Below are 15072 nucleotides of genomic sequence, written 5' to 3' on the forward strand. Positions count from 1 at the left end.
GATTGTCCTCGATCGGCTATCCTTCGGTCATCCTCGTCGATTGTTAAGGTTTACTGCCTCCGGGTCAGGTGTTAGCTGCTAGAACTAAAGAACTGAGCGTTTCAATGTAGTGTCTTAATGTCCTTTGCGATGTAACTGCGATCGTCATCTATCATGCCAGACGTTCGGTTGAACTTGCTGAGCTTCCTCCCCAGTTTCCTCTTATTGGTTATGAACACCTGGTATTGCTGATGAAACCTTTCCAAACGTTGACCCGGCAGATAGCTCAGTGGCGAAAATTCTCCACATCTCAGCAGTCTGTACAACGTCCTCTGAATTTGTTTGCCAGAAGGACAGCGATTCAGGTCAAGCGTTGTCGAAGATTAGCTCGCATTCACTTCAAGTCGGCAGCGGTTTCTAGTGTTTTGCCTTCCAGTACAAAACGGCGCAAGGCTCGATCGAAAGTTCGGGGACAGCCCTCGGTGTTCTTTGTCTTAGCGGTGCTTTCCCTGACGAGTGCCATTGGCTATCGACTCTATAATGAACCCGAGCTTGGAGTAGGAACGGTGGCTCCTCAGACGCTGCGGGCCCCTGCTTCGGCACGGGTGATTGATACGAAAACCACTGAATCCAACCGCAAGGCCGCCCGTACGGCTGCAATTCCGGTTTTGATGATCGATCAAACTACCAATGAGGAGGTGAATCAATCGCTGCAACGCCTGCTCGATCGCGGCAACCGTGTGCGTCAGCAGTCCGGCTCGTTTCCATTCGTCGATACAGCGGTGTTATCGACTCAAACGCAACAATATGTTCGTCAAATTGAGGAGTGGGAATGGCGGATGATGCTGTTTACCATTGAAAACAATGCGACCCCTGCCCCTGCTCCGACTGAAATAGCGCCATCAACGAATCCATTAACAAATTCTGGAAAAGCGGCGATTTCTTCCAGCACCGCTCATCAAGTCTCCGTTTCGGAGTTGCAGGCGTATCGTCGATCGAGTTCAGCCGAAGATTTTGCCGCCCTCAAGGAAGCTGTCAATCAAGCACGACAGCGCTACGCTACTGCTATAGCCCTGTTGATAGCAGACGCTACTAGTGAACAAGATCGGTTTTATGATCCTTCGTTGCTGTCTCTAACGGATGGAGAGTGGACACGAACGCAATCAGCCGTTCGTTTGATCTTGGAACGAATCTTGACACAAGGTGTTCCTCCTGGGTTGCCTGATGCGTTACTAAAGACGGCGATCGAGACACAGGTGCGAAGTGAGGCACCTGCCACGGCCACTGCCTTGTCCACACGACTGTTAATGGCGGTAATTCAGCCCAATTTGGTGCAAGACCCCGAACAAACGAAGGCTCGGGCCGAGCAAGCGGCTCAGTCGGTTGAAGATGTAGTGGTCGAAATTCGTCAAAGTGAAATCATTGTTCGATCGGGAGAAATTATTACTCAAAGTGATTTTGTTTTGCTCGACTATTTTGGGCTAAGTCGGCGTCGAATTAACTGGTCTGGCTTGCTTGGATTTGGGGCTTTGGTGAGCGGTTCGGTTGTTGTTTTTCTACTTGTTGAGCAAAAGTTTCATCCTGGACTGCGCCGACGTGATCATCTGCTGCTGCTGCTGTTAACGCTGGGGGTGTCTTTAGTGGTGGCGCTCGATACGCCGGCGATCGGTCTATCGGCGTTGGGGTTGTTAGCTGGCAGTTTCTATGGTTCGGCGCTGGGGGTTACAGTTGTCGCAATCCTCAGTTTTCTGCTGCCAGTTGGGCTAGAAGTAACCTGGACAAATTTAGTGGCCAGTTCCTTGGGTGGCATTGTAGGAGCAGCCATGGCAGGGCGGTTGCGATCGCGAGAAGAATTGGCGATGTTGGGAATTGGTGTGGGGTTAACCCAAGGATTGGTCTATCTCATTTTAAACTTGATGCTTAGCCCTGCGACCTTTCCTGTCTGGTATGTGGTATTAAAAGGAGCCGGACTGCAAGCTCTGTTGGGACTTGCTTGGAGCATTGTTGCACTAGGAATTAGCCCCTACCTAGAAAACCTATTTGACTTGGTTACGTCAATCCGCTTAGCCGAACTGTCAAATCCTAACCGTCCCTTGCTGAAGCGCCTAGCATCTGAAGCACCGGGTACATTTCAACATACGCTGTTTGTAGCAACCTTAGCGGAAGCTGCCGCGCGGGCGTTGGGCTGTAATGTTGAACTGGTTCGTGCTGGAACCTTGTATCACGATATTGGCAAGATGCACGATCCGTTGGGCTTCATCGAAAACCAGATGGGAGGCCCCAACAAACACGATACGATCGATAATCCTTGGGTGAGTGCCGCCATCATCAAAAAACACGTCACCGAAGGCATTTTCATGGCCCGCAAATGTCGCCTGCCCAAAGCTATCCAGTCCTTCATTCCTGAGCATCAAGGGACGATGCTGATTTCCTACTTCTATCACCAGGCTCAACAACGCGCTAAAGACCAACCCTATCTAGAGGTCAACGAAGCTGATTTTCGCTATGACGGACCTATTCCTCAGTCCCGCGAAACCGGCATCGTTATGTTAGCCGACTCTTGTGAAGCCGCGCTGCGATCGCTCAAAGACGCCACTCCCGACGAAGCCTTAGCCATGGTCAACCGAATTTTGCGGGCCCGTTGGCAAGATAATCAACTCGTAGATTCTGGGCTGACACGAGCCGAAATGACGCGAATTGCCGAAATTTTTGTCAAGGTTTGGCAGCAATTTAACCATCAACGCATCCCGTATCCCAAAGCCGTCTTTAGTTCCCAACCATCTAATACCAATTCTCTGTAGGATTGCACCGGATGCCGATCTCTCCCAACCTCTTCTTGCTAAGGAGAGGAGCCGTAGGCAGTGGGGTGAATCCGATGGCGCCTGACGACGAATGGGGATAACGTCGCTAGCCGAGAAGGAAAAGGAGAAAAGACAAAGGATGACGTGCAGTGTTTTAGCCTTTTATCTTCCCCAACCCCCAATTTCTATTCATCCTGAAGCGCACCAACGATCGCTGTAGGTTGTATTTAGCCCCTTGGCTCACAATCAGAGTTTGCCTATAGGCTAGGCCAACTTTAAGTGAGTTCAACGGCATGATCATTGTTGAGCCTTGATCAAAATTGCTACAACTCAGAAGGCTCTACTCTTCAATGCCTTAATGCCTCTGATTCGATCGGTTTCATGCCAACTCTCTGTCCTTGTGGGTATGCACATGCTGAAAGGAAAGCGCTTCTACTCGACCAAGCTGTTTTGGGGATCGCTGGCAGTTCTTGTCATTGTCGCGACGGCTCTTACGCAAGTACAGGGAATGATTAATGGATTGACTGAAATCGCTTCAGCCGATGAACCGTTTCCTCGTCGCCGCTCTCCGTCGCCTGATTTAGCCGATCGATTGCCACCCTCTCAACCATCACAGCCATCAGGGACAGGGACTCAGGACCGATCGCTTCCCCTTCATACGGTCGGATTGTCCCAACCAGAGATCCTGGAGAAGTATCAGAATTACATTTATGAACTGGTCACTGAGGAAAACCTAAAGCAATTACAAGTCAGTGATCCACTGAGAAATACAGCGAAAGCGCAAACGTTGGCAATTTTGGAGCAACTAGACGGCACCTACAGAAGCCAACTGCTGACATTTTTGGTGGACTCTAATTTGGTGGCGGCCGAAAATCCAACGGTGTCGCTGCATGGAGGCAACTTCAGTAACACCGATTTTAGCGATCGATCGCTGAGCAACATTAATCTGCGAGGAGCCAATTTCAGCGACGCGAATCTGAATCAAACTGACTTCAGCCAAACCAAGCTGTTTGGAGCCACGCTCGATCGCAGTGACTTGAGCTTTGCCAACCTCAGCAATGCAGAATTGTTTAGAGCCAGCCTCAAAAACGCCAATTTGTTTCTGGCTACATTGACCGGAGCCACACTACAAGAAGCCGATTTGACCGCAGCCGATCTGTTCCTGGCAAATTTGCAGAACACGAATCTCAATAAAACCACGTTGACGAATGCTGATCTGTCGTTTGCTAACTTGAGCCAAGCAGAGCTTGTATTTGCCAACGGGCGCGATGCTAACCTGTCGTTTGTGAATCTCAGCGATGCCAGTTTAAGCGGAGCCGATCTGAGCCGATCGAACTTACGAGGCGCCAACCTCAGCAACGCCAACTTAAGCGGCACTAATTTGAGTAATGCCGATTTGACTGGCGCCAACCTCAGCAACGCCAACATCGTTGGAGCTAATCTCACGGGCGTGATTCTCTTTAACACCACCATGCCAGACGGAACTGTGCAGAACTAGACAGGATACCTATGGCATCTACTCCTCACCCGATCGGGTGAAATTGTTGGTCTAGGTTGCAACTCGTACTCATAATGAGTATGATTTAGGAAGTAAGGGAAAAGTACTCACAAGTGAATTGTGTGACAGCAGATTTAGCTCGCGTTTAATGACTCGATAAAAGGTGAAAAGTAAAAGGCAACTCTGCTAGCCACAAGGATGTGATTAACCAACCGATGTGATCGAGAAAGTGTGATTGACTATGACCTCGACCGGCCAATCCAACTAAAAGGCTGAAAAAGACTGACTGATCCAGCGCGTAGCGATCGCTATCTCAACTTCACTGTTCCTATGCTTTGTGGATTGGACTAGTTGCGAGTTTTGATTCACCAACCCGTTTATTGACACGAGTTTATTGACACGAATGATGTTACAGGAGGATCTCAATGGCTCATACGCTTGCGCCATTACCTTACGATTACGCTGCCTTAGAGCCGTATATCGATGCCCAAACGATGCAACTGCATCACGATAAGCACCATGCTGCTTACGTCAACAACTTGAATGCTGCCTTGGAAAGCTATTCCGAGTTGCAATCCAAATCGATCGAAGAGCTTGTCACCAGCTTGGATACGCTGCCAGAGTCAATTCGCACCACGGTACGTAACAATGCCGGTGGGCACTATAACCATACGTTGTTTTGGAATTTAATGGCTCCAAATGCTGGCGGACAACCGACCGGAGCGATCGCCGACGCCATTAATGCAGCCTTCGGCAATTTTGATACATTCAAACAGCAGTTTGTGACGGCAGGAACCAAAGTGTTTGGTAGTGGCTGGGTATGGCTTGTATCATCATCCGACAGACAGTTGCAAATCATCACCACGCCCAACCAAGATACCCCGCTCGCCAGCGGCTTCTATCCCCTATTGGGTAACGATGTTTGGGAACATGCCTACTATCTCAAATACCAAAACCGTCGTCCAGAGTACCTCAACGCTTGGTGGAATGTTGTCAACTGGGAAGAAGTGAATCGTCGCTTGCAAACATCTACCACACGGTAGTTGCGATCGATAGAAAGAGTCGGTACTTTTTGAGTGGTGCCTGACTAGTAGTAATACCTGAATGCCAACTCCTGAGTCAGTTTAAACTAAAGCGTTAGATCTAGCTGGCTCAGGCTCTTGAATCAACCTTAGCCCAATTTATTGTCAGATTAATGGGGACTACAACTATGACAGCTACATTAGAAACTAAGCAAACTGGTGTGATTGCCGCGCTAAATCGTCAGCAAGCCAACGCATTAGTGGCTTTTCTCAACTACAAGAAATATCATTGGTTAACCTATGGCCCCTTGTTCCGCGATTTGCACCTGTTGTTTGAGGAGCAAGGCGACGGTGTCTTTGCCACGATCGATGAATTGGCAGAGCGCAGCTTAATGCTTGATGGTCAACCTGTGGCTGATCCGACTGATTACTTGCCAGTGGCAACCGTACAGCCTTCTACGGGTAAGCTTTCGGTGCGGCAGATGGTCGAAGAAGCAATCGCGACCCATGAGTTGATCATTAAAGAGATGCATGAAGATGCTGAAACCGCAGATGACGCCGGCGATATCGGGACGGCTGATTTGCTGACCCGGTTGGTGCAAGATCATCAAAAATATCGCTGGTTCCTGAAAGAACTGCTGCAAAAGGGTGATGGACTGGTCTCCTAGTTCAATCCATCTCAATCATCCCTGAGTGGTACATAGTCTTGTAAAGCATAAGAATCCTCAAGGGCACGGCACGGCTGTGCCCTTAAGCGTATGATTGAGAATATTCTTGGCCTTACGGGCTATTGCCAGTTTGGGGTCGCCGCCGAATTTGATCAGCCGATCGAATATCCGGAATATAGCTACCTGGATCTTGGGCTACCCAGCCCAAATTGGAGTTCGATCGCACTTCAAAGTGCAGAAATGATGGGGTAGTGCCAGCACCTACCGTTCCCAACGATGTACCAGCTGTAATTTGTTGACCTGTTTGCACGGCGACACCGCCTAAGCGAGCATAGCGCGTTTGTAACCCATCGCTGTGGTTCACTACAACCAAATTCCCGTACCGATCGTCGGCCCCGGCAAAGGCAACCGTACCTGCTCCTACAGACAGCACTGGGGTTCCCGCTTCGGCTTGTAAATTGACACCACTTTCAAACACAAATTCATTGGTACTAGGATTGAGTTGCCAACCATAGCTTGTCAATATCTCGGCAATGGCAGGTAATGGATAGCCAGTGAGAGGATTGTTTGCAGGAGCCGGATCGTTCACAGTCGGAGCAGTAGATCCGGCAGGAGACCAGTTCACACCCGGAATAAAAACTACACTGGGCACTGCTTCTTGACAGCCGTTCACCTCAAACAACGCATCGGCACGCACGCCATAATCTTGTGCTAATTGTCGCCATGTGGTTCCGGTTGGAACATTGACTTGCACGCCGTTGTAGGGCGGAATCAGAATTTCTGTGCCAGTTGGGGCAGTACCGCTCCGCAGCGCAGGATTAAATCCTTGTAATGTGGCAGGAATTAAGTTGTAGCGCTGAGCAATACTCTCTAGGGTTTCACCTGGAGCGATCGTATGCCGAACCAGACGAGACAAAGCCGCCGCTTGGCACAACTCAGCTTGGGCAATTTGAATGGGGGCTACCCAACCAGTTGCAGATGCAACACTTGATCGAGTAGGCATTGACATCGCTGCTTGGGTAAGCATTAGCCAACCAAACCCGACAGAAAACGACAAAATAGGGGTGAGAGAAAGAACAAATTGGCGTTGAAAACGATTCTTCATCCCTGATTAAGTGATGTAATTGAAGTCTAAGTAAAGGGCTGACACTAAAATTTTGACAAATTTTGTCGCCCCTCCGAGACTAGCACTTTATCAATCGTTCAAGGGTCAGGGGAGGGATCGGGATGGAATGGTTCTTCAATTGTTGCGATCGACGGCTCTGATCTGATGCAACAGTACTCTAGCGCTTCTAGGCGTTGCCCTTTTGTTCATAATAGCTATTGATGTGTTCATATACCTGATCAGGAAAGGTCAGATCTTTATAGACATTGCAGCTATCTGGATCATCAGGATTCGGGCAAATGGGAAAATCTTGATGTTGCTGCCATTCCAAGATCCGATCGCGTTTGGGTGGATTGTAATCTTTGCCTTCGACTTGTCGAACTAGTGCCTTGGCATCAGCTTCACTGCAATTGGGATCTTGTTGAAGGTACTGAAGTAACTCTGACTCAGAAATAAAGTGCCGGGCTACCATCGCAAAGACCAAACGCCCATAGTGACCAATATCTGTTTTGGCATCTAGGGCGTCAAGTAAATGCGCCATCATGTCGTTTTTCCGGAGTTCTGCAATTGCCATAACGTACCTTTCGTTTGTTTGTAATCTGGTAAGAGCGATCGATCACTTCTGTTTTTGTTATAGAAATTGCAGCGCTTGGCGTCGTCTATCCAAGGATACTTTTTAGTGCAAATATACTACTATCAAATACACTAGTAACGCACTCTAAAACGGACTAAACTCAAGTCAAGTCTGGTTATACATCTGGTTATACAGTCTAGTTTTACAGATTGATTGCGCTTCTCATCCCTGAAGGCCAGCTACCGTTCCCAATGATCCATGACATCAGTGAGCAACACTTCCTCAATCCAAGTTTTTGCAACCACCGTGAGCGGAATGGCCATCACCAAGCCCAGCGCCCCAAACATACTAGCAAAGACGAGTTGTGAAATTAACGTGATGGCGGGAAGCAGTGCCACTTGTTTGGCCATGATGGTAGGAGTCAACCAATAGCTTTCTACCTGTTGAATTACAATATACAAAATGAGAACGGCGATCGCCTTCCATGGTGCATCCAATAGCGCTACGGTCATCGGCAAGAACACACTTAAGGTGGGGCCGATATTGGGAATAAAGTTAAGCAATCCAGCTAATAGGGCGTGGGCTAAAACGAGGGGAACTTGCAACAGCCAAAGACCAACCGCACTAAAGACAGCAATAAAACCCATTTCAATTAATGCTCCAGCCGACCAACTTGCGATCGCGATTTGACATCGATCGAGAATTTCGTTGGCTCGACGGCGATAAAAAGATGGAAATAATCGTACTAATCCTTGACGATAGGCTTTGGGATTACTTAGAAACATCAAAATTAGTACTAAAACCAGCAGAAATTGCAGCAAAGCAGTGACAGAGGTAGAGAACACATCAAGCGATTGTTGTAGCACTTGCCGGCTCAGAGGTTGTAATTGCCGAATTAAAGAATTGGTATCTGGGATATCCGGTAAATATTCCCCAAGAATGGTGTTTTCCAACCACTCAAGTCCGTTCTGGATTTGTACCAATGCGGCCGGAAATAAATCGACCAGTTGCTGAAACTGTTCAATAAACGGCGGCACAATTAACCAGAAGAACAGCACCAGGAAGCAGAGCAGAATTCCAATGCTTAAAAATACAGACCACGGGCGTCGAAGGCGCGATCGCTCAAAGCGTTCTACTAATTGATTAAGGGCAGTTGCGAGCACGATCGCCGTGAACACCAGCAAAAGAATTTGCCGAATTTGCCAGAGGACATAGAGGGCAATAACAAATATAAGTAAGCCAATCCATTGACTGAGTTTCACAGAAATGTTGCTCCATTTGCCGAAGGGCCGTTGACCAAAAGCAATGTATCAAAAGATCGTTGCTCAAGAAATTGACCACAGAAGTAGTCTACGTTGTCTAATAATATTGCCTAATAATGAGGTCACTTAACGAGTGTTAGGATGCCGATATTGCAGAATTGAACACATCAGGTATGATCCATTCAAATTTAACCCCTGCGACACAGGTAAAGCAGCCTCCGATCGCCTACTATCATCACTAACTGCCTTAACAGCATCATGATGCTTACTAAAATGATGTGACTTTAGGAACTTCTGCTATTCTGCCGTGAGCGTCGTAGAAAAGGCATCTATCCCAAGCGTTCTATCAACAGTAAAAGAGGATTTGTTGATGAGACATTTTTGGCAACAACTTCTGCAACGACCGATTCATTTTCTTCTCGCAGGCCTTGTGGCGATTGTTCTGATCTCCTGCCAACAGACCATATCTCAAGCTCCACCTTCACCAACCGGAACCCCTAACCCAGAACTGCTAGAATCACCCTTACCGTCACCCGCCGTCACCCCCGGAACCGGACTAAGTGCTTCTCCGGCTGAACTTCCTCCCTTGCCTTATGATTACGCTGCCCTCGAGCCTTACATTGATGCTGAAACGATGCGGCTACATCATGACAACCATCATGCCACCTACGTTGAAAACCTGAACGAGGCGGTGCAAGCTTATCCAGAACTGCAAGGTCTGAGTGTAGAGGCAATGCTACGAGATTTGAATGTTGTCCCCGAAGATGTACGGATTCAAGTCCGCAACAACGGTGGCGGTCATCTTAACCACACAATGTTTTGGCAGATTATGGCTCCCAATGCGGGTGGTGAGCCGACAGGCACGATCGCAGATGCAATCAATCAAACGTTTGGTAGCTTTGAGCAGTTCAAGGAACAATTTAACGAAGCAGGGCGCAATCAATTTGGCAGTGGTTGGGTATGGCTGGTACGCAATCCTCAAGGAGAACTCCAAATTACCTCAACCCTGAATCAGGACAATCCTATTATGGAAGGGTTGTACCCTGTCATGGGCAATGACGTGTGGGAACATGCCTATTACCTCAACTACCAGAATCGCCGGGGTGAGTACCTAGAAAATTGGTGGAATGTAGTGAATTGGCCAGAGATTGAGCGGCGATTTGCCGATGCAGGATAGGCGATCGAAACAGGGCATCTCCCTTATGTAGCTCTCATTTCAATCCCTCTCTTAATCTTGGAGAGGGATGTTGAAGCGTTTCTCCCCTGCTCTCAAACTCGGAAGCAGGGGTTTGAGGATGCGGATAAATGCTGCAACCTGCAAACGTGGCAGGCTCCTGACGACGATCGTCCCGCTAGAACTTTGATAGTTTTCCGGAGAAGTAAAATTAAATTTTTAACAAAACTCAATACTTGCTTAGAATAAGCAAAGACGCATTCATCTCGGGATCTGCTATGCCGTTTAAGCTGACCGAATCCAAACTTCCATTTGCACCCCTCTTACTGATTGCTCCTTTCTTCCTGTGGGGAACAGCAATGGTAGCTATGAAGGGAACGATTCCCCACACAACCCCTTTGTTCATGGCAGGGGTTCGCCTAGTGCCGGCCGGCATACTAATTCTGGTCCCTGCCTTTTTCATGAACCGACCGCAACCGCGAGGGTGGACGGCCTGGCTGTGGATTGCGCTGTTTGGATTGGTTGATGGTGCTCTATTTCAGGGATTTTTGGCTGAAGGACTGGTGCGTACCGAAGCGGGCTTGGGGTCTGTCATGATCGATTCTCAACCGATCGCTGTAGCCCTGATGGCGCGCGTCCTCTTTGGTGAAATAGTAGGGTTATGGGGCTGGCTGGGGCTGGGGTTTGGCGTCGTTGGCATCAGCTTGCTGGGGTTGCCCAAAGCATGGATTTTAGGGCTATTGCAAGGCGATACATCGGCGATCGAGTTCGGCGAAGATGTCGTACAACAGCTTTTTCAGAATGGGCAGTGGTTAATGTTGCTGGCCGCGTTGTCGATGGCCGTTGGCACAATTTTAGTGCGGTATGTTAGCCGACATGCTGATCCGGTAATAGCGACTGGGTGGCATATGATTTTGGGCGGCGTGCCGTTGTTTGTGGGTTCTGCTGTGTGGGAAACACAGCCTTTTGTCCATTTAACGACCTCGGATTGGTTGGCGCTCAGCTACTCTACTATTTTTGGTAGCGCCATCGCCTATGGGCTGTTCTTCTACTTTGCCGCCCGTGGAAACCTGACCAGTTTGATCTCGCTAACGTTTTTAACTCCGGTCTTTGCCTTGCTATTTGGCAACTTATTTTTGGGAGAAGTTTTAAATTCGGTACAGTGGATAGGGGTAGGATTAACGCTTATTAGTATTTATTTAATTAATCAACGGGAACACCTGCTTCAACGGTTCAAGCAAGATCAATCGACTGAACGACAAGGATCTAAATCATCTAACTTAAATGGTTTGAAACCTAGCGAGATGGAACCAGACCCTCGATCGATGGCACAGACTCAACCTATCACGCTAGAAGTAGAGTCAGAATTTTCTTCAAGATCTTGAAGGTGAGGAATGAGGTTCGATGAGTAATTGGCTCGATGACTAGGCTGATTGCAATATCACTTAAACGTAAGCAATAGACTTAAACGTAAGCATTTAGACAGTCCACAGAAGCGTCAATTTATTACCAGCACTTTTTATTGCCAACACTTTAAGATTTACCAACACTCTTTGCCTTCTGCCTTGCCTATCCTGAACGAACACGGTGAAATAGGAAGTTGTGGAACAACAAGTGGCCTTCTCAACCCCGCTTCGGTTCCTCTACTAGAGATAGGCAAGAATGAAAATTCTGATTGTTGAAGACGATAAATTGACGGCTGAGGGACTAATCGTTGCCCTAGGCAACCAAAACTACACGATCGAGGTGGCAGCCGATGGCGAAGCGGCCTGGACACTCGTTGAGTCCTTTGCCTATGACTTGATTGTGCTGGATATCACATTGCCCAAATTGGATGGAATTTCGCTCTGTCAGCGATTGCGATCGCACGGATACCAGATGCCAATTCTGCTATTGACTGCTCGCAGTAGTAGCCATGACAAAGCGATCGGGTTAGATGCCGGAGCCGATGATTATCTGGTTAAACCGTTTGATCCAGAAGAGTTGTTGGCTCGAATCCGCGCATTATTACGCCGCAATCAAGTCATGGGTCAGTCGGTGTTGACATGGGGCCTTTTGCAGCTTGATCCACAAAGCTGTGAGGTCAGGTATGGAGAACAACCCGTCCCACTAACTGCTAAAGAATACGCCATTCTAGAACTATTTTTGCGACATTCTCGGCGTGTGTTTAGCTGTGGGGCAATCCTGGAAAATATTTGGTCGTTTGCAGAGATTCCTAGTGATGAAGCCGTTAGAACCCATATTAAAGGTCTACGGCAGAAGCTGAAAGCGGCTGGAGCACCAGCTAATTTTATTGAAACGATTTATGGCATTGGCTATCGACTCAAACCATTGGAGAGAGATGTGGGGAGTCGAGAGCAGGGAACGGGCTTGAATCATGAAGCTCGATCGAATGGAACGGGAGAAGATCGACAGGCAACCAGTGTTGCAGAGGCAGAGCAGCAGGCTAGATCTCAAACATTGGCGGCGATCGCAGAGGTATGGCAACGCTTTCAACCACGAGTGTGTGAACAAGTGGCTGTTTTGGAACAAGCGGTAGCGGCTCTCAGCCACCATACGCTATCTGAGGAGTTACGGCAGCAAGCAGAGCAAGAGGCACACACATTGGCGGGGTCGCTGGGAACGTTCGGCTTCGAGCAAGCTTCGCGTCTAGCCCGTTTAATTGAGCAGCAATTTCAGCACCCCTTGCCTTCGATCGATCGCCTTCATCCTAACCAAATTCGACATCTCGAACAGTTAGTCACAGCGCTACGTCAAGACCTTGAAGCGACCAATACTCATCAACCTCCGTCATCACACCCGTCAGCTACCCTGCCCAATGCATCACTAGATGCACAACAGTCCAAAATCTTGATGGTGGACGACGATCTGCAACTGTTGATGACCGTTAGGACACTCTTGCATCCATGGGGGCTATACGTCACAACCTTGGACAATCCCAATCAGTTTTGGAAAACCCTGGAAGCAACTGTTCCAGATTTACTGCTCCTGGATATCAAAATGCCGGAAATTAGTGGTATTGAACTATGCCACATTGTGCGCAATGATGCCCGTTGGGGTGGACTGCCGATCGTCATCTTAACGGCTCATAATGATGCCGACACGATCAATCAAGTGTTTGCAGCGGGTGCGGATGATTTCATCAGCAAACCGATTGTGGGTCCAGAATTGGTGACTCGCATCATTCATCGCTTGGAACGCATGAAATTACTAGAAAACTTATCGTCACGGCACCAACAGGAAGTTGCCGATCGACAAAGGTCTGAAACATCATTGCGAAAAGTAAAAGATGAATTAGAAATGCGCGTAGCAGAACGAACGGCTGAATTGGTTAGCGTCAATGAACGTCTCCGGGCTGAACTCAATGAACGTAAACAAATTGAAGACGCGTTGAAGATATCTCAAGCTCGCTTTTCTGGCATTTTAGAGATTGCTGATGATGCCATTATTTCGGTAGATAGACAGCAGCGAATTACGCTATTTAATCAGGGTGCAGAAAAGATTTTTGGCTACACGGTACAAGAGGCGATCGGACAACCCTTAGACTTGCTGTTACCCCGTCGCTTTGCAAACGCACACCGACAGCATGTCGCTGATTTCGGTCAGTCTGCTAATGAGGCACGCCGGATGGGAGAACGTCGCGAGATTTTTGGTCGTCGCAAAAATGGCGAAGAATTTCCCGCTGAAGCCTCTATTTCTAAACTGGAATTGAAAGGTGAAACAATTTTTACAGTAATTTTACGAGATACAAGCGATCGCAAAATTGTTGAACGTATGAAAGATGAATTTATTTCCATCGTTAGCCATGAGTTGCGAACACCGTTAACCTCTATCCACGGATCGCTGAAAATGCTGACCAGTGGTTTGTTAGATGCTGAGCCGAACACTGCAAAACGTTTACTGGATATTGCTGTTGATAGCACTGAACGATTAATTCGATTGATTAATGATGTGCTGGATGTTGAGCGTATTGAATCAGGAAAGGTAACGATGAACAAAAATACTTGTAATGTTACCGATTTAATGAATCATGCAGTGAACGTAATGCAGGCAATGGCTGAAAAATTTGGAGTGACGCTATCAGTTTCCTCGCTGCCAATCACTGTATATGCTGACAGCGATCGGATTATCCAAACGCTGACAAATCTGTTAAGTAATGCCATCAAGTTTTCGCCACCTGGTGCAACAATCTGGCTTTCCGCTACACGGAACACTGATCAAGTGTTGTTTCAAGTCAAAGATCAAGGACGCGGCATCCCAGCCGACAAACTTGAAACCATCTTTGAACGCTTTCAACAAGTAGATGCGTCTGATTCTCGCAATCACGACGGCACAGGCTTGGGCTTGGCGATATGCCGCAATATTGTGCAGCAGCATGGAGGTCAGATTTGGGTAGAAAGTGTTGTCGGCAAGGGCAGCACGTTTTACTTCACGCTTCCGATTGAAAGCGGACTGGCTAATTCATAGTCAGGAGAGTCAAACAGCCCTAGGTTCTCTGCTCGTTCAAATGCTTGTTCTAACGTTTCGCCTTGGCGCACAGCAATGTGCATTAATACCATTGCCGCTGCTAATCTAGCACTACGGCTACACACCAAGATCGGTTTCGGCAGTTCATCAATTTGCTGAAGCACGATCGCCACAAGTTCTGTATTGATTCGTTTATGATTAATTGCAAAGTTAAGATAATATAATCCCAATCGTTCAATCTGTTGTTTCTCATTTATTAAATTATCGTTACTTAATTGTTGCAAATTTAATATCGATTTAAATCCAATTTCAGTTAGCTGTTGCAGTTCTTGCCAACTTATACAACCAGCGATCGCGAGTTCATCATTGATTTGTCTGACTACTTCCATCCCTACCTCCCAAATTGCCTATCGCGATCGAATCTGGAATTAAGTTCTATACCTCAAAGTAAGCAAACAACGTGAGAAAGTTGTGAGGAAAAGTAGAACCGGAGAAAGATAAATGTTACAACTTGTGAATGGT

At 47.7% G+C, this 15072-nt stretch carries 11 protein-coding genes; 7 read left to right on the forward strand and 4 right to left on the reverse strand.

The window, feature by feature from the left end:
* Nucleotides 1-230 precede the first annotated feature (230 nt).
* The 4 genes from OXH18_RS06525 (at nt 231) to OXH18_RS06545 (ending at nt 5968) form a co-directional block, all read left to right on the forward strand.
* On the forward strand, nt 231-2780 hold the full coding sequence (locus OXH18_RS06525; RefSeq protein ID WP_268611651.1) for an HD family phosphohydrolase: 2550 nt from the start codon (nt 231-233) through the stop codon (nt 2778-2780).
* Between the two features lie 406 nt (nt 2781-3186).
* Nucleotides 3187-4278: a pentapeptide repeat-containing protein gene (locus OXH18_RS06530; protein ID WP_290428445.1), complete on the forward strand. Its 1092-nt coding sequence runs from the start codon at nt 3187-3189 to the stop codon at nt 4276-4278.
* 425 nt (nt 4279-4703) lie between these two features.
* Entirely contained in the window at nt 4704-5321 is a 618-nt protein-coding gene (locus OXH18_RS06540; protein WP_268611652.1) for a superoxide dismutase, read from the forward strand.
* Nucleotides 5322-5488: 167 nt separating this feature from the next.
* Entirely contained in the window at nt 5489-5968 is a 480-nt protein-coding gene (locus OXH18_RS06545; protein ID WP_268611653.1) for a Dps family protein, read from the forward strand.
* Nucleotides 5969-6080: 112 nt separating this feature from the next.
* On the opposite strand, the gene OXH18_RS06550 is transcribed toward OXH18_RS06545, so the two are convergent.
* From OXH18_RS06550 to OXH18_RS06560, 3 genes are all read right to left on the reverse strand, one after another.
* A complete protein-coding gene (locus OXH18_RS06550; RefSeq protein ID WP_390904384.1) occupies nt 6081-6977 on the reverse strand; it encodes a peptidoglycan DD-metalloendopeptidase family protein in 897 nt (298 codons plus the stop codon).
* 283 nt (nt 6978-7260) lie between these two features.
* Nucleotides 7261-7647: a hypothetical protein gene (locus tag OXH18_RS06555; RefSeq protein WP_268611656.1), complete on the reverse strand. Its 387-nt coding sequence runs from the start codon at nt 7645-7647 to the stop codon at nt 7261-7263.
* Between the two features lie 239 nt (nt 7648-7886).
* A complete protein-coding gene (locus tag OXH18_RS06560) occupies nt 7887-8909 on the reverse strand; it encodes an AI-2E family transporter (protein ID WP_268611657.1) in 1023 nt (340 codons plus the stop codon).
* Nucleotides 8910-9279: 370 nt separating this feature from the next.
* On the opposite strand from OXH18_RS06560, the gene OXH18_RS06565 reads away from it, so the two are divergent.
* The 3 genes from OXH18_RS06565 to OXH18_RS06575 all read left to right on the forward strand — a co-directional run bounded on the left by OXH18_RS06565 (nt 9280) and on the right by OXH18_RS06575 (nt 14550).
* Nucleotides 9280-10086, forward strand: a complete 807-nt coding sequence (locus OXH18_RS06565; protein WP_315874632.1) for a superoxide dismutase — start codon at nt 9280-9282, stop codon at nt 10084-10086.
* Between the two features lie 275 nt (nt 10087-10361).
* Nucleotides 10362-11468 carry a DMT family transporter gene (locus OXH18_RS06570; protein WP_268611658.1) on the forward strand — a complete coding sequence of 369 codons (1107 nt, stop codon included), beginning with the start codon at nt 10362-10364 and terminating at the stop codon, nt 11466-11468.
* A gap of 277 nt (nt 11469-11745) precedes the next feature.
* Nucleotides 11746-14550 (forward strand): response regulator, encoded by a 2805-nt coding sequence (locus OXH18_RS06575; protein WP_268611659.1) that lies wholly within the window; start codon nt 11746-11748, stop codon nt 14548-14550.
* Here the strand turns inward: OXH18_RS06575 and OXH18_RS06580 are convergent.
* A complete protein-coding gene (locus OXH18_RS06580) occupies nt 14508-14939 on the reverse strand; it encodes a hypothetical protein (protein ID WP_268611660.1) in 432 nt (143 codons plus the stop codon). The two genes, OXH18_RS06575 and OXH18_RS06580, sit on opposite strands and share 43 nt — an antisense overlap.
* Nucleotides 14940-15072 lie beyond the last annotated feature (133 nt).

This window comes from Thermocoleostomius sinensis A174 (assembly GCF_026802175.1).
Taxonomy (GTDB): domain Bacteria; phylum Cyanobacteriota; class Cyanobacteriia; order Elainellales; family Elainellaceae; genus Thermocoleostomius; species Thermocoleostomius sinensis.